The 16,838-nt window shown below is 42.2% G+C and carries 16 protein-coding genes; 6 read left to right on the top strand and 10 right to left on the bottom strand.

What is annotated here, in order from left to right; genetic code table 11:
- Positions 1–164: 164 nt before the first annotated feature.
- Positions 165–710 carry a phosphodiesterase gene (gene yfcE / locus ACYQ5K_RS02910; protein ID WP_173688579.1) on the bottom strand — a complete coding sequence of 182 codons (546 nt, stop codon included), beginning with the start codon at positions 708–710 and terminating at the stop codon, positions 165–167.
- A gap of 64 nt (positions 711–774) precedes the next feature.
- The gene (locus ACYQ5K_RS02905) at positions 775–3,012 is read right to left on the bottom strand and encodes an ATP-binding cassette domain-containing protein (protein WP_173688578.1); all 2,238 of its coding nucleotides are present in this window, start codon (positions 3,010–3,012) and stop codon (positions 775–777) included.
- Positions 3,013–3,176: 164 nt separating this feature from the next.
- Here ACYQ5K_RS02905 and ACYQ5K_RS02900 point away from each other — a divergent pair, with 164 nt between their 5' ends.
- From ACYQ5K_RS02900 to ACYQ5K_RS02890, 3 genes are read left to right on the top strand one after another with little or no spacing between them, the layout of a single operon-like run.
- Positions 3,177–3,998, top strand: a complete 822-nt coding sequence (locus ACYQ5K_RS02900) for a transporter substrate-binding domain-containing protein (RefSeq protein ID WP_173688577.1) — start codon at positions 3,177–3,179, stop codon at positions 3,996–3,998.
- Between the two features lie 21 nt (positions 3,999–4,019).
- Positions 4,020–4,706: an amino acid ABC transporter permease gene (locus tag ACYQ5K_RS02895; RefSeq protein WP_173688576.1), complete on the top strand. Its 687-nt coding sequence runs from the start codon at positions 4,020–4,022 to the stop codon at positions 4,704–4,706.
- A gap of 15 nt (positions 4,707–4,721) precedes the next feature.
- The gene (locus ACYQ5K_RS02890; RefSeq protein ID WP_179963132.1) at positions 4,722–5,507 is read left to right on the top strand and encodes an amino acid ABC transporter ATP-binding protein; all 786 of its coding nucleotides are present in this window, start codon (positions 4,722–4,724) and stop codon (positions 5,505–5,507) included.
- Positions 5,508–5,565: 58 nt separating this feature from the next.
- Here ACYQ5K_RS02890 and ACYQ5K_RS02885 read toward each other — a convergent pair whose 3' ends face one another.
- The gene (locus ACYQ5K_RS02885) at positions 5,566–5,907 is read right to left on the bottom strand and encodes a hypothetical protein (RefSeq protein WP_173688575.1); all 342 of its coding nucleotides are present in this window, start codon (positions 5,905–5,907) and stop codon (positions 5,566–5,568) included.
- A gap of 24 nt (positions 5,908–5,931) precedes the next feature.
- The gene (locus ACYQ5K_RS02880; RefSeq protein ID WP_173688574.1) at positions 5,932–6,183 is read right to left on the bottom strand and encodes a hypothetical protein; all 252 of its coding nucleotides are present in this window, start codon (positions 6,181–6,183) and stop codon (positions 5,932–5,934) included.
- Between the two features lie 219 nt (positions 6,184–6,402).
- Here ACYQ5K_RS02880 and ACYQ5K_RS02875 point away from each other — a divergent pair, with 219 nt between their 5' ends.
- From ACYQ5K_RS02875 to ACYQ5K_RS02865, 3 genes are all read left to right on the top strand, one after another.
- On the top strand, positions 6,403–7,521 hold the full coding sequence (locus ACYQ5K_RS02875) for an AAA family ATPase (RefSeq protein WP_173688573.1): 1,119 nt from the start codon (positions 6,403–6,405) through the stop codon (positions 7,519–7,521).
- Complete coding sequence (locus ACYQ5K_RS02870) at positions 7,518–8,051, top strand: GNAT family acetyltransferase (protein ID WP_173688572.1); 534 nt, start codon at positions 7,518–7,520, stop codon at positions 8,049–8,051. The genes ACYQ5K_RS02875 and ACYQ5K_RS02870 overlap by 4 nt, the downstream gene beginning before the upstream one ends.
- 176 nt (positions 8,052–8,227) lie before the next feature.
- On the top strand, positions 8,228–9,574 hold the full coding sequence (locus tag ACYQ5K_RS02865) for an MATE family efflux transporter (protein WP_173688571.1): 1,347 nt from the start codon (positions 8,228–8,230) through the stop codon (positions 9,572–9,574).
- Between the two features lie 88 nt (positions 9,575–9,662).
- Here the strand turns inward: ACYQ5K_RS02865 and ACYQ5K_RS02860 are convergent, their stop codons facing one another.
- From ACYQ5K_RS02860 to pheS, 6 genes are all read right to left on the bottom strand, one after another.
- Positions 9,663–10,499: a Uma2 family endonuclease gene (locus tag ACYQ5K_RS02860; RefSeq protein WP_173688570.1), complete on the bottom strand. Its 837-nt coding sequence runs from the start codon at positions 10,497–10,499 to the stop codon at positions 9,663–9,665.
- 114 nt (positions 10,500–10,613) lie between these two features.
- Entirely contained in the window at positions 10,614–11,276 is a 663-nt protein-coding gene (locus ACYQ5K_RS02855; protein ID WP_173688569.1) for a Crp/Fnr family transcriptional regulator, read from the bottom strand.
- Positions 11,277–11,364: 88 nt separating this feature from the next.
- Positions 11,365–11,784 carry a PaaI family thioesterase gene (locus ACYQ5K_RS02850; protein WP_173688568.1) on the bottom strand — a complete coding sequence of 140 codons (420 nt, stop codon included), beginning with the start codon at positions 11,782–11,784 and terminating at the stop codon, positions 11,365–11,367.
- A gap of 340 nt (positions 11,785–12,124) precedes the next feature.
- A complete protein-coding gene (gene queA / locus ACYQ5K_RS02845) occupies positions 12,125–13,150 on the bottom strand; it encodes a tRNA preQ1(34) S-adenosylmethionine ribosyltransferase-isomerase QueA (RefSeq protein ID WP_173688567.1) in 1,026 nt (341 codons plus the stop codon).
- Between the two features lie 18 nt (positions 13,151–13,168).
- Entirely contained in the window at positions 13,169–15,589 is a 2,421-nt protein-coding gene (gene pheT, locus ACYQ5K_RS02840; RefSeq protein WP_173688566.1) for a phenylalanine--tRNA ligase subunit beta, read from the bottom strand.
- Between the two features lie 104 nt (positions 15,590–15,693).
- Positions 15,694–16,713 (bottom strand): phenylalanine--tRNA ligase subunit alpha, encoded by a 1,020-nt coding sequence (gene pheS, locus ACYQ5K_RS02835; protein WP_008371846.1) that lies wholly within the window; start codon positions 16,711–16,713, stop codon positions 15,694–15,696.
- Between the last annotated feature and the right edge of the window lie 125 nt (positions 16,714–16,838).

Here is a 16,838-nt window from a genome sequence, read left to right as displayed (position 1 = left end):
GATGTATATTGGCGAATGTCGACAATTTGTGGGGTTTTATTTTGTTCAATATTTTTCAGGTTCTGGCTCTTCTTCGCAAAGATAAAAGTTTTCCACTTTTTCAGGGAGTGTATGTTTTCATTTGTTAATGAAATTCTATACTTTCTTGTTCTTTAGCACAATAGCTATAGCATCATTTCGTGATAGGTTTCACCATAAAGGTTTTTCCATTTGGCGATACCGTCTTCCAGGATCATGTAGCTGTGGGCGCTGTTTTCTTTTGGGATGGAGACGGAGCCTGGGTTGAGGTAGAGGTTCTCGTTTCCGAATGGTTCCCAGGCTGGTACATGGGTGTGTCCGTGGAGGAGGATATCGCCTGGCTGCATTGGGATCGGGGTCATGACGTTGTGATGATGACCGTGGGTGGCGTAGATGAGGCGGCTTCCGCACGGGATCACTGCATAGTCTGCCATGATCGGAAAATCCAGTACCATCTGGTCTACCTCTGTATCACAGTTTCCGCGTACACAGAATAATTTCTCTTTGACTTCATTTAACATTTTGATTACCTTTTTTGGTTCGTATTCCAGCGGAAGATCATTTCTTGGTCCATGATACAGGATGTCACCCAGAAGTAACAGTCTGTCCGGGCATTCTTTTTTCATCGCATCCAGCATTTCCAGACAATAATATGCGGATCCGTGGATATCTGATGCAATCATTAGTTTCATAGCTTTCGTCTCCTTCTCTTTTATCTATTTGGTAAATATTTCTGTTTCTGCAAATCTTTCACAATTATAAATATTCTGCCGTGACAGATTTCTCACACATTTTCATCTCAGACGGTGTACCGGCAAACAGCAGTCTTCCTCCTGCATCTCCGCCTTCTGGTCCTAATTCTACCACATAATCAGCGGATTTGATAAATTCTATGTTATGTTCGATAACAAAAATGGAATTTCCCTCATCCACCATCTGGTTCAAAAGCTTTAACAGACTCCTAACATTCTTGATATGCAGTCCGTTTGTCGGCTCATCAAGAATGAAAATACGACCTTTACTTCCGAGATAGGAAGCAAACTTCATTCGCTGCAACTCTCCGCCTGATAAAGTAGAAAGTGCCTGATTCAGGTGCAGATAGGAAAGTCCTACTTTTTCCAGAGGCTCCAGCGCTTCACTGATCTTTGTCCCCCGGAAGAATTCCCTTGCCTGTGCAACAGTCAGATCCATCACTTCCGCAATGTTCTTTCCTTCTACTTCGTATTGCAGAACTTCTTTTGAATACCGAAGTCCTTTACACACATCACAGGTCGTCTCGATGTCATCCATAAATGCCATATCCGATACGATCACTCCTTTTCCCTTACATGCCGGACACTTTCCTGCACCGTTAAAAGAGAACAAAGATGCCTTCTGACCGCACCGCTTTGCAAATATTTTCCGGATTTCATCTGCGACTCCCAGATAGGTCGCCGGAGTGGATCTGAGACTTGCACCTGCAGCGCGCTGGCTTACAAACACCACATCCTCTCCCATACTGCGGTAAAAGCTTTCCATCAAAGAACTTTTTCCGGATCCGGCAACACCTGCGATCACAACCAGATTTCCTATTGGAAATTCGATGGTAATGTCCTTCAGATTGTGAAGATGGATATGCTCCATCCGCCATATTCCTTTCGCTTCCCTTGCCTTTGCTTTCAGAGAAGTAGTAAGCCGCATCTCTTCTCCGGTCGGCGTATCACTCTTTAAGAGTTCCTTATAACTGCCTTCAAATAAAACTCTTCCACCGGCCATTCCCGGTTCCGGACCCATTTCCACAATGTGATCGGCCATCTCAATCATTTTCCGGTGATGCTCCACCAGAACAACCGTATTTCCACCATCTCTCAATTTTTCCAGTGCACGGCGCATCCGCTCAATATCATGATTATGAAGCCCTGCACTCGGTTCATCCAAAATATACAACAAATCAGAAAGCGAGGAATTTAGGCATTTTGCAATCTTGCATCTCTGGATTTCTCCACCAGATAAAGTAGATAACCCTCTGTCCAGAGACAGATATCCCAGTCCGATATCTATAAGTGCAGACAGTTTGGTATGCAGTGTATCCTGAATATCTTTTGCAAGCGGATCTTCTATTTGGTCAATCCACGCACATAGCTCGGATAATGGAAGTTTTATTACATCAGCAATATTTTTCCCGTCAATTTTGCAGGACAACACCTTCTGATTCAATCTTGCCCCATTACACTCCGGACAAACTCCATGACTGGTGATCGGATCCAATAGCTCCCTGTGAAGCTTTCCTTCTTCTGAATTTAAGACACTGCGGTACATCCGATGCACAAGCCCTTCATATTTCGCAGTTTTCGGCCAGCCTTCCGGTGGGTTCTTAAGACGTATCTGCGGTGAATATAAAAACAGTTCCAGTTCTTCTTCGGAATAGTCTTTAATCTTCTTATTCAGATCAAACAATCCGCTGTTTGCATAACGGATCCATCTCCACTGCCCCGGCTCAAATGCCACATAATGGATCACTTCGGCATCATTCAGACATTTATCAAAATCTACCAGCTTGTGTACATCCAGATCTGTCACTTCCCCAAGTCCGTTGCATCTTGGACAGCACCCCTGTGGATGATTGAAAGAAAAACTGTCCGAATAACCGACAAAAGGCTGTCCTACTCTTGAAAATAAAAGTCTTAGAAGTGTGTAGGTATCCGTATAGGTCCCAACTGTTGACCGCTGATTCGGAGCCGGCTTTTTCTGATTGATCACAATTGCTGCCGGCAGATTCTCGATCCGTTCCACATGCGGTCTTCCGTATTTGGGAAGATACTGTTGTACAAAGCTTGGAAAAGTATCATTTAATTCCCTGCGTGACTGCGCCGCAAGAGTATCCAGAACCAGCGAAGATTTCCCGGAACCTGATACTCCGGTAAATACTGTGATCTGATGCTTTGGTATCCGGATGGATACATTTTTCAGGTTATTCTCCGTCGCATGGTGAACAATAATCTCATTTGTTTCCATATATTTATATTCCTCTGTTTTACTCTTTCTACAGTAATTCCTGTATTTCTTATTGTATCTTTATCAAAAAAGAAAGTAAATAGCAAGTTTTGGTTGACTTTAGTATGGTAGATTGATAATATAGTGACGTGACATTTTTTGAAAGTATATGAGGAGAGATTATTATGAAAAAAATAACAGCACTTGCACTTACTTCAGCAATGGTATTATCCCTTGCAGCATGCGGAGGTTCATCTTCCGATACAAAAACTTCAGATGATTCAAAAAAAGCATCCAAAAGCGATGTAGAATACGTTCAGGACAAAGGAACCCTGGTAGTTGGAATCACTGATTTTGAACCAATGGATTACAAAGATGATAACGATGAATGGATCGGTTTTGATGCTGATATGGCAAAAGCATTTGCAAAAAGTCTTGGCGTTGATGCTGAATTTGTAGAGATTGACTGGGACAATAAAGTCATGGAACTTGACGGAAAGACAATCGACTGTGTATGGAACGGTATGACACTTACTGATGAAGTAACCAGCGCAATGGCATGCACATCCGCTTACTGTAACAATGCGCAGGTAGTGGTTGTTCCTTCTGATAAAGCAGACAAATATCAGGACAAAGACAGTCTGAAGGATCTTTCTTTTGCAGTTGAATCCGGAAGTGCCGGAGAAGAAGCTGTAAGCGGAGAAGGATATGACTACACTGCGGTTTCTTCACAGTCTGATGCCCTGATGGAAGTTGCAGCCGGAACCTCTGATGCTGCAGTCATCGACCTTCTGATGGCCGGTGCCATGGTCGGAAAAGGTACCGGATACGAAAATCTGACTCACACCGTTGAACTTACTACCGAAAAATATGGTGTTGGATTCCGCAAAGGTTCCGATCTTGCAGACAAACTGAACGAATTCTTCAAGACAAGCTACAATGATGGTTCTATGAAGAAATGCGCTGAAACCTATGGGGTTCAGGATGCCATCATTGAGCAGAAATAATATTTAAGGCAGGAACTTTTTATGGATCTGATTATGAAACAAATGCCGGTCGTAGTGTCCGCACTGAATGTCGGCTTTTTACAAACTTTAAAATTATTTATTGTGACGCTGATCGGCGCCCTTCCTCTCGGACTGGTCATTGCCTTTGGCTCCATGTCTCATTTCAAGCCTCTTAGCTGGCTTGCGAGACTGATCGTCTGGGTGATCCGCGGTACCCCGCTGATGATCCAGCTTCTGATCATCTACTATTTCCCCGGGCTGGTCTTACATAACCCGATCTGGGGTGGTGGTGAAGCAGGACGATTCCTTGCAGCAGCCGTATCTTTTATCATCAATTACGCCTGCTATTTTTCAGAAATCTACCGCGGTGGAATCCAGGGTGTTCCGGAAGGTCAGAAAGAAGCCGGTCTTGTACTTGGCATGACAAAGCATCAGATCTTTTTCAAGATCACACTTCTTCAGATGATCAAACGCATCGTACCACCGATGTCAAATGAGATCATCACCCTGGTAAAAGATACTTCTCTTGCACGTATTATCGCGCTGCAGGAGATTATCTGGGCAGGACAGGCATTTATGAAAGGCTCACATGGCATCTCCGGTGCCATCTGGCCGCTGTTCTTTACCGCTGTTTATTATCTTATTTTCAACGGTATCCTGACCGTTCTTCTCGGACGCCTTGAAAAGAAACTGGAATATTTCAGATAAGGAGAATTCATATTTATGCCAATCTTAGAAGTAGAACATATCAGTAAATCTTTTAATAAGACTCCTGTCTTAAAAGACGTTGGATTTAACCTGGAAAAAGGACAGGCTGTTTCCATCATCGGATCTTCCGGAAGTGGAAAGACAACGCTTCTCCGCTGCCTGAACTTTCTGGAACGTCCGGATAACGGAATCATCCGGGTAAATGGCGAGACACTTTTTGACGCCTCTGTCCCGGCAACCACACAGGAATCTGTGATCCGTAAAAAACGACTACATTTTGGTCTGGTGTTTCAGAACTTTAATCTGTTTCCGCAGTATACCGCTCTGGAAAATGTAATGCTTGCTAAAAAGCTTCTCGCCGCAGAGCAGCCAGACTTTAAAGAAAGAAAACGTGAAATCCTGACCGCCATCGAGGTACAGGCAAAGGTTCTTCTGACACAGATGGGACTGGATAACCGGATGGACAATTATCCGCATCAGCTTTCCGGTGGGCAGTGTCAGAGAGTTGCTATTGCAAGGGCACTTGCCCTGCAGCCGGATATCCTCTGCTTTGACGAACCGACTTCTGCACTGGACCCGGAGCTGACCGGAGAAGTATTAAAAGTTATCCGCGAGCTTGCTGACCAGAATACGACGATGATCATCGTAACCCATGAGATGGCATTTGCCCGTGACGTCGCCGATCATGTGATCTTTATGGACGACGGACGCATTGTCGAACAGGGTGATCCACGTCAGGTGTTTGAAAATCCAAGTGAAGAGAGAACAAAACAGTTTCTTTCGCGGTTTCATGAAGGATAAGCTGTTAGATGAAGAAGAGGACTTGTAAGGTTTTGGTCTTACAAGTCCTCTTGAAATTTTATCTATTACATTTTTCCATATATTCTTTCACTGCATGAAGGTCTCCTAGCTCTTCATAGTCTGGAAATTTTCCGGTATTGTGCTCTAAATATGTTAAATTAAAAACATAATAGGTGTCTTCTCCTTTTTCATTTCCTGTCAGATATAAAACCTTATTGCCTGATTCACATTTTGCAACCGCCCAGACTCTTTTATTGTATAAAAAATGGTTTTTACCAATTTCTTTTTTTAATTCGTCAATAAAAATACCTCTTCCTGATTGGGTTAATGGAATCAAACGCCAATTAAATTTTTCTCCATATTCATCAGATAAGTTATAAAATACTTCTTCCAGTGTCAATTTTAGTCTCTCCTTAACCATAAATTATTTTTCCGCATAAGGACATTTTTCCATTTGTGGATAGCATTCTTTCGCAAACTTTTTGTTATCCCAATAGCATGGTTTTTGAGCTGTTGTCGCAAGACTATAACTGCATTGTCTGCAACTCCAGGATAAATCTTCCCCTTTAATCGCCAGATCCATTATACCTCCACATTCTGGACAAATGTCTGTTTGAGGTGTCTTATAAAGACCGCATTCACTACATCTGTTTATGATCTTTTTGTCCTTTTCCATTCCTTTTAATACCTCTCTGATTTTGAAATTATTATACCATCAAATCGTAATAAATTTAATCCTATAGCATAATTCTTTTTCAAATAAAAGGGCACACTATTGACTATAGTCCATCCTATACCACAAGCTATAGTTATAATTACAGAATTATTTTTAAACAAAATCATTGTTTAAATTTGCGTAAAATGGTATACTTATATAGAAATGAGGTGAAAAACAATGAAATTATTACATGTAAAAGCGAAGCATTTCAAAAACTGTTCGGAAAATTTTGAAATTGATTTTGTAGCAAAATCAAAAAAAACAGCCGAAGATAAAGAATATGAATTACAAAAGATTACAGAAGGATTATACACGTACAACACAGTTGCATTTGTAGGAAAAAATGCTTCTGGAAAAACAACAGCAGTAGAGCTTCTGGATGCATGTTTTTCAATTTTGGAAGACTTTCGTTTAGAATCTAAATCATACAGTTTTGATGGTGTTGAATTGTTAATGGATTTTTATTACGATGAATATATTTATCGTTATGAAACCATTCTCAAAAATGCTGACTCTATTGGAAGTAAAGCTATTTTCACAAATCAGAAAATTCGCAGAAAAAAATACTTTAAAAGTAAAGTAAAAGAAATCTATGCTGACAATAGCTTTGAAGATGTAGAAATCGCAGGCGAACTTCCCGAAGATACTTCCAAAATATTTTTTATCCTGAAAAAGAAAGCAACAAGAGCCATTTACTTTGATAGTTTTGGAAAAGGAATAGATACCTATCGACTGCTCTTCGCTTCACTAAAGGATTTTCATATTTCAACAGATATTTTAAGCAATGTAATTAACATTTTCGATGAAAATATTTCTGATTTACAAAAGTTAGATGACCATAATTACAGAATCTTATTTTGTAGTCAGGAAAAAGTGGTATCTGATAAAGAACTTTTGTATCTTCTTTCCAGCGGAACAACCAAAGGTATGTTATTATATATTTTAGTTGTCGCATCATTGCAAAATGGATTTGATCTGATCGTAGACGAAATAGAAAACCATTTTCATAAGACTTTGGTTGAAAACATGATTAGTTTATACAAAGATAAATCTGTAAACAGACATCAGGCAACCTTAATATTTACAACTCATTATTGCGAACTACTGGATTTATTTAATCGGCAGGATAATATTTTTATCGCAAAATCAAATGAAAAGGTCTACCTTACCAATATGTATCGTGGTTATGCCGTAAGACCGGAATTATTGAAAAGCAGACAGTTTTACAATAATGTTTTTCAAACAGCTGTTAATTACGAAGAACTCATGGCTTTAAAAAAGGAATTAAAGAAATGAAATTATTGATTATGTGTGAGGGACCAAACGAAAAAGAAATTATAAATATCCTTTTGCAAAATAACTGCCTGAAATTTACAGAAGACGATTTACTTGGATTGACTCCCTATCACGCAAGACAGATCCACTCCTCCGCTCAGGTAAGAACAGAATTAAACTTGTATCCAGGCGAAGTAAAAATATATCGCATAGGCGATAAACAAAGCGATAAACTGAAAATACCGGCAGAGTATAAATCCAAAATTATAAGCGTTGAAAAATATTGTACAAAACCTGAATTAGAAATGCTATTCATCATTGCAGAACAGCTGACCGGCGCTTATGAAAAAGTAAAGTCCGGAATGAAACCCAAAGATTTTGCAAAGGCTAACATCAAATTGGGTAAGAAAAAATATGATAACAGTACTGCATTTTATACAGAATATTTTGGTAACAATCCGGCTTTACTGGTTCGATGTATCAATGACTATAAAAAATATAATGGATCTCACGGAAAAGATGAACATTATCTGGCTGAATTGTTAAAATAAAAATATAATACAAACAAACTATCTATAATGAATATCACCAGCCACCAAAACGTGGTTGGTGGCTATAAAAATTCTATTCTCTATAGACTTCACATCCCTCCCCCATTTTCATTGACTTTCTCCCTGCCACATTCTATACTAAAAAGTAATGACTTAAGAAACGGGGGAAATATTCTATGTCAAAATCTTCTGCAAAACTGATGACAGAAGGCTCCATCTGGAAGCGTATCGTTGCTTTTGCGATCCCGCTTTTCTGGGGAAACCTTTTTCAGCAGCTATATAACACCGCCGACTCTCTGATCGTTGGAAATTTTCTTGGAAGCTCTGCGCTTGCCGCTGTCAGCTCTTCCGGTAATCTGATCTTTCTTATGGTCGGTTTTTTTAATGGAATCGCCATCGGATCCGGTGTCATCGTTGCCAAATATTACGGTGCCAGAGACATTCCGAATCTGCAGAAATCCATCCATACAACCGTTGGCTTCGGACTGATCTGCGGCGTGATCCTTACCATTGTCGGTATCATTGCCGCACCACAGATCCTGGTGCTTATGGGAACACCGGAGGCGGTACTTCCAAACTCGATTACTTATTTCCGGATCTACTTTACCGGCTCACTTGCCTTCGTCATGTACAACTTCTTTGTCGGTATTCTGCAGTCCGTCGGTGACAGTACCCATCCTCTGATCTACTTAATCGTTTCTTCGGTAACGAATATCATTCTTGACCTTGTACTGATCGCAGGTCTTGGATTTGGTGTAGGTGCTGCCGCTTTTGCAACTGTCATTTCACAGTTTTTAAGTGCTATTCTCTGTATGGTACAGCTGCTTCGCAGTCCGGAGGAGTTTCGGCTTCATCTGAACCGGATCAATCTGGATTCCTATATGCTCCGCCAGATCATTTCTTATGGTCTGCCAGCAGGACTCCAGAACTCGATCATTTCCCTGGCAAATGTATTCGTCCAGGCAAATATCAACCAGTTTGGGGAAATGGCGGTTGCCGGATGTGGTTCTTATATGAAAATCCAGGGATTTGGATTCCTTCCGATCACCTGTTTTGCACTGGCACTTACTACTTTTATCAGTCAGAATCTGGGCGCAAAAGAATATGACCGTGCTAAAAAGGGCGCTGTATTCGGTGTGATCTGTTCCCTTACGATCTCTGAGCTGATCGGTATCTGCGTGCATTTTACCGCTCCACAGCTTCTGTCTGCTTTCAGTTCCACCGCAGAAGTTATCCACTACGGGACCATGCAGGCACACACGGACACCTTTTTCTACTTCCTGCTTGCTTTTTCACACTGTATGGCAGGAATCATGCGCGGAGCCGGTAAATCCACAGTCCCGATGTATGTCATGCTGGTATGCTGGTGTCTGATCCGAGTTTCCTATATCGTAATTATTTTAAAATTCATCCCGTCCATTCAGATGATCTTCTGGGCTTACCCGATAACCTGGGCGCTCAGTTCCATCGCTTTTCTGATTTATTTCCTAAAGTCAGACTGGATACACGGACTGGAAAGATAAATTCCACAAATCTGCACTTTACTCATCGTATACGCAAAAACCATTACAGGATCTGATGAAATCACATCTCTCCTGCAATGGTTTTCTTTTATCCTAACCCACATACATTCTCCATGTATTCCTGGATATCGCGCATATTGACCTTACACTCACCGCCAAAGATCGTAACTGGTATCTCCGCATCAAATCCGTAAATGGATGGGAATTCCATATTCTTCAGATCGTATACCAGTACGTTCTGCTTATCCGGATCGATCAACCAGTATTCTCTGACACCTGCCTGTGCGTACTTGGCAAGCTTGACCACCATATCTTTTCGTCTGGTTGCCTTTGATAAAATCTCTGCTACAAAATCCGGCGCCCCGAATATCCCAGATTTCCTAATCTTCTCCCTGTCACAGACAACAAGTACATCCGGCTGTACCATCGTCCGGTCATCACAGTCCAGCTGTACGTCCACCGGCGCAATGCATGGCACACAGGACGCTTTTTTCTTTCTCAAAAAAACGTTCAGCTGTACGAAAATCTGTCCGGCAATCAACTGATGAATGACACTTGGCGAAACCATGTCATAAAACACACCATCAATCAACTCCGTCCTTGCATCTTCCGGAAGTGCAAAATAATCTTTCGTCGTATATCCTCCCTGATCTTTCCTCCCGTCGGTATGATATGCCGCCGCTGGTTCATGTACCATCATCACATTCTGCTTTCCTGGAACATAAGCTCCGGTACTCAAATCTTCCTTTTGCTCTGCCTCTGCAAAGACTTTCTCAAGTGACTGTAAAGTCTTATATCGCGGTGCTTTCGTAAATCCACCGAATATCTTCTGAACCGTTCCAAGTGGAACACCGGACAACTCTGCAAGTTTCTCACTGCTGTATCCGAGCTGCCTCTTCTTTTCTTTCATCTCATCTACCGTCATCCGTATTTCCCCTTCTCTGTCATCTGTTTATTTAATTATACTCTATCATATTAGTATACGTTTTTCAACTATCTATCCATTTTATTTCCGTTATTTTTCCATTTTTCATATCGATTATATATCCGTTTCGCCAATAATACGGAAATGTTTCCTATCCACTTCTATAAGTCCATCCCTTTGCATCTTCCCAAGCTCATTTGACATCGCGGATCGGTCTACATTCAGATAATCTGCAAGCTGCTGCCGGTTGAACGGGATATCAAATTCTTTCTTCCCATTTTCCATAGCCTGATAGGACAGATACGACAGCAGTCTTCCCCGGATTGATTTTGATGAAATATGGAAAATCCGTTTCGACAGACGGAGATTCTTCTCTGCGGAAAGCTTCAGCAGATTTTCAATCAGTGTATGGTGAAATACACAGGAATTGGAGCAGACTTTCAGGATCCTTCCCACATCAAGAAATAAAATCCTTGCTTCTTCTGCCGCAACGACATTGACCATCAGCTTCTGTCCCGGAATCGCGGCATAAGTTTCTGCAAAAATCTCGCCTCTGCCAGCCCGGTCCAGAATACTGTGATTCCCCCAGATATCATCATTTTCAATAAACACACTGCCGGAAAGGACCACCCCCATCGAAGTGACCTCATCTCCTGCATAATAGATGATCTCATCTTTTTTATAGGTTTTTTCTACCGGATTCAGACAGTTCAGCATCTGCCTGGCATCCTCCTTTGTGACACCACGGAAAATTGCTGCATCCTCAAATATGCTCATTTTCTGCTTCTCCTCAATTATCAATGAATTTCTGTCCGCTTTTTAACCAAATCAAACAGCAAAACAAACTACGAATATCCACCTGACTTTATTTTCCAAGCTCATCCTGCTTCTTATCGATCACCATATAAGTAAAGGTTCCTTCAGCCAGAACCTTTTCATTCTGATCCGCGATCTCCACATAATATACCAGAACTTTTTTCCCACATTTCAGTTCCTTTGACATTCCGACCAACTTCGTGGTTCCAATCCCTGCGCGCAGAAAATGAAAATCCGAATCCAGTGTTACCGCCGGTTTTCCATGTGCATTCGCTGCACTTCCGGCAACCACATCTGCGATCGTATAGAGACATCCACCGTGTACCGCACCGAACGGATTCAAATGCTTTGTTGTAATTGGCATGCTTGCAATTGCACCATGCTCCGTCACTTCATCTAATTTCAGGTCAATCAGTCTTGCAAAGTTATTTTTTTCGTTTCGTTCTCTGATATATTCTGCGTAGTCCATCTTCTGTCTCCTTTTGTGCTCTTGTTTTTATAGCCTTTTTCATCTTAGTATGTGCCCCGATTGCTTCATTGCTATGCAATTTATACGTTTGACACATACATCATCTTACTATATTTTTGCAGAATCGGCAAATCTGTTCCGTTTATCTCTGCCGGATAAAACAGCATTTTCCATGGACATTCCTTCAATAAAATTTTTAATCTCAATCGTTTCCAACCTATACAAAACCGGAGAACAGGCTTTTTCAAAGTCGTACACGACCTGAAAAATCCCGTTCTCCGGTTAATATCTTATTATTTCCTGTTCCCTGACATAACCTCACATTTGTCGGATTCTGAGTCTATTGTATAAACATCGCATCACCAAAACTGAAGAACCGATATCGCTCTCTGACTGCTTCTTCATATGCCGCAAGCACATGCTCTCTTCCGGCAAGTGCACTTACCAGCATGATCAGCGTTGACTCCGGTAAATGGAAGTTTGTGATCAGGCAGTCCAGTACCTTGAATTTATAGCCCGGATAGATGAAGATTTCTGTCCATCCGCTGCATTCTTTAAGCTTTCCATTTTCATCTGCTGCGGATTCTACCGTTCTGCAGCTTGTCGTTCCGACGCAGATTACCCGGTGTCCGCTCTCTTTTGCGCGGTTGATCTTCTCTGCCTCAGATGCCTCGATCCGGTAAAATTCAGAATGCATATGGTGATCCAGAATGTCGTCTGCCTTTACCGGGCGGAAGGTTCCAAGCCCGACATGAAGTGTTACATGTGCGATCTCCACTCCTTCTGCCTTGATTTCTTCCAGAAGCTCCGGTGTAAAATGAAGTCCTGCCGTCGGAGCAGCCGCAGATCCGGAATGCTTTGCATACACGGTCTGGTAACGGTTCTTGTCCTCCAGCTGGTGGGTAATATAAGGCGGAAGCGGCATCTGTCCAAGCTGGTCCAGGATCTCTTCAAAGATTCCTTCGTATTCAAAATGGATCAGACGGTTTCCTTCCTCTACGACCTCCAGAACTTCTCCTTTCAGAAGACCGTCCCCGAAGCTGACTCTTGCTCCGGGTTTCATCTTCTTTCCTGGTTTTACAAGTGTTTCCCAGACATCATTTTCTTTTCGTTTTAAAAGAAGAACTTCGACTTTTCCGCCGGTTCCTTCTTTTTCACCGATCAGTCTCGCCGGGATGACCTTGGTATCATTGATCACAAGGCAGTCTCCCGGTTTGAGGTAATCTTTAATCTCACGGAAAATATGATGACTGGTCGCACCGGTTTTTTTATCAAGAATAAGCAGTCTGGAACTGGATCTGTCTTCAAGCGGATCCTGCGCGATCAGCTCTTCCGGTAAATCAAAATAAAAATCCTGTCGTTTCATTCTTTTGACCTCTTTTCGCTACTTACGAAGCTCGATACCCATTTCTTCCAGTGCCTTTAAGATCCGGTTCATAGCTGCTGAAACATCAGCTTCTTCCAGAGTCTTATCTTTTGCACGGAATGTGATAGAGTAAGCAACAGACTTAAATCCGGCTTTGATCTGAGCGCCTTCATAGATATCAAACAGCTTGTAGCTTTCCAGATAAGCGCCACCCTTGTTCTCGATCACTTCTTCAACCTGTCCTACCAGGATGGATTTTGGCATTACCATACTGATATCACGGCTGACTGCCGGGTATTTTGCAATTCCTTCGTATTTTCTGTCAAATGTTGCAAGCTCTGTGATCTGTGGCATATCGATGACTGCAATGTATGCTCTTTCTCCGATTCCATAGATATCTGCAACTTCCGGATGAACTTCACCCATGTATCCGACAACTTTTCCATCATAAATGATATTTGCCTGACGTCCCGGATGAAGGAAGTTCTTTCCTGCATTTGGATCATAAGTTTCTTTCTTATGAAGTCCGACTTTTTCAAAGAACTCTTCTACAACACCCTTCATGCTGAAGAAGTCTCCGTCTCCGTACATTCCAAGTGTAAACTGCATTCTTTCGTCCGGCAGTTCTGTCAGTGGAAGTGCCTTTGGAAGGTAAATATTTCCAAGCTCGTACAGACGGACATTTTTATTTCTTCTGTTGTAGTTTGTTGCAAGAGAAGTCAGCATACCATTCAGGGATGTTGTACGCATAACGCTGTAATCTTCTCCGAGCGGGTTCATGATCTGGATTGCCTGACGCATCGGATCATCCTTGTCGAGAAGGAGCTTGTCGAATACCTTCGGGCTTTCGAATGAGTAAGTCATTCCCTGGCTGAATCCACAGAATTCTGCAATATTTCTTGCCACTTCTTCCACACGGAGCTTGAAAGAGAGTTTACCGGTTGTAGCTTCTCCTGTAGGCAGTGTAGTCGGGATATTGTCATATCCGTAGAATCTTGCTACTTCTTCTGCAAGATCGGCAATACGGAATAAGTCATGACGGAAGGTTGGTGCGATCACTTCTTTTGCTTCTGCATCATATTCCAGGTCGATCTTTTCAAAATATTTGATCATATCTTCTTCCGGAATATCGGTTCCGAGAAGTGCATTGATCTTGTCGGCATCAAATGGTACACGTACAGGCTCTTTTTTCTTGCTGTATACATCAACCATTCCTCCGACAACTTCACCGGCTCCCATTTCTTCGATCAGCTGGCAGGCACGGTTGATTGCATCCTCTGCATTATTCGGATCCAGTCCCTTTTCAAATTTACCGGATGCATCGGTACGAAGTCCGACTTTCTTGCTGGATTTACGGATGTTGGTTCCATCAAAGCATGCCGCTTCAAATAACATGGTCTGTACATTGTCAGTGATCATGGAATTTTCGCCACCCATGATTCCGGCAATACCTACCGCTTTTTCTCCGTCACAGATCATCAGAACAGAATCATCCATTTCTCTTTCCTGACCATCCAGTGTTACGAATTTTTCTCCTTTTTCAGCATTGCGGACGATGATCTGATGGCCTGCAATAGTATCCAGATCGTAAGCATGCATTGGCTGTCCATATTCTTCCATCACATAGTTTGTGATATCAACCAGGTTGTTGATCGGACGGATTCCTACAGAAGAAAGTCTTCTCTGCATCCATTTCGGTGAAGGTCCGATTTTGATATTTTTAACGACTCTTGCACAGTAACGTGGGCAAAGGTCTGTGTTTTCTACTTTTACTTTGATGTAATCATTGACATCTTCGTCATTTCCGGTTGGTGTTACAACCGGTGGCTTAAATTCTTTGCGGAATGTAGCTGCAACTTCTCTTGCGATGCCAACCACGCTGAAGCAGTCTACACGGTTGGAAGTGATCTCGTATTCAAATACGACATCATCCAGTCCGAGTGCCTTGATTGCACTTTCTCCGACAACCGCGTCATCATCAAAAATGTAGATTCCATATTCCGGTGCTTCCGGGTACATGTTTCTGTCTGAACCAAGTTCTTCAATGGAACACATCATTCCGTAGCTGTCGACTCCACGGAGTTTTCCTTTTTTGATCTTGATTCCGCCTTCTACTCTCTGTCCAGGCTCATGTCCGCCTGCGACACGTCCACCATCCAGAACAACCGGTACTTTATCTCCTTCTTTTACATTCGGAGCACCTGTAACAATCTGTACGGTCTCTGTTCCTACATTTACCTGGCAGATGATCAGTTTATCTGCATCCGGATGTTTTTCAATTTTCTCAATCTGTCCTACTACGATCTTATCCAGATCGGCATCCAGCTTTGTAAAACCTTCTACCTTTGTTCCGGAAAGAGTCATTGCGTCTGTATATTCCTGCGCTGTTACGTCAAGATCCGGAACATACGCTTTAATCCATGATAATGAAGTATCCATTTTATATCTCCTTCTGATTTACTTTATATTTATACATTTGTCGTGCCGTTCGCACACGGAAGTAAATACTCGCTTCGCTCGTGCTTCCTTCCTTTGTGTGCTCACTAGAACTGTTTCAGGAAACGAATATCGTTCTCGTAGAGGAGGCGCATGTCGTCGATCTCGTATTTGAGAAGGGCGATCCTTTCAAGTCCTACTCCGAATGCAAATCCAGTGTATTCTTCCGGATCGATTCCGCACATTTCGAGTACGTGTGGGTGAACCATACCACAACCGAGGATTTCAATCCATCCTGATCCTTTACAGAAACGGCAGCCTTTTCCGCCACACTTGAAGCATGACACGTCTACTTCTGCACTTGGCTCTGTGAATGGGAAATGATGCGGACGGAATTTTGTCTTGGTATCCGGTCCGAAAAGTTCTTTTGCAAATACTTCCAGAGTTCCCTTTAAGTCAGCAAAGGAAATATTTTTGTCGATTACAAGTCCTTCGATCTGGTGGAAGGATGGTGAATGGGTTGCATCCACTTCGTCAGAACGGAATACTCGTCCCGGTGCGATCATACGGATCGGGAGCTTGCCCTGTTCCATTACACGTGCCTGAACCGGTGATGTCTGGGTACGAAGCACGATGTCTTTGTTGATATAGAATGTATCCTGTTCATCCTTTGCCGGATGATCTGCTGGAATGTTCAGTTTTTCAAAGTTGTAAAGGTCATATTCTACTTCCGGTCCTTCCACAACTTCATATCCCATACCGATGAAGATACGCTCTACTTCTTCCAGAGCGATTGTATTCGGATGACGATGACCTACTGTATTTTTCTTGGAAGGAAGTGTTACGTCAATAACTTCCTGTTTTAATTTTTCTTCACGGATTGCAGCATCCATTTTCTTCTTTGTCTCATCAAGAAGTTCTTCGATGGCAGCTCTTGTCTCATTTACAAGCTGTCCTACTTTCGGACGTTCTTCCGGAGCTACATCTTTCATTCCTTTTAATACGGCTGTCAGTTCTCCTTTTTTACCAAGGAATTTGACACGTACATCATTTAATTTCTCCGGTACATCAGAAGCCTGGATCTGCTTAATGGCTTCCTGTTTGATGCTCTCAAGTCTTTCTTTCATGATATCCTCCTTAAAACTTGTTTTGGCTATTCATTTGCAACTATAACAGGAAATAAAATTTCCTGTGGCAGAAAAAAGAATGTGCCTTGGCACATTCTGGCACCTGCGGCGGTCGCTTGTGACAT

Source organism: Allocoprococcus similis (assembly GCF_054660775.1).
This window is presented reverse-complemented; position numbering and strand designations above follow the sequence as displayed.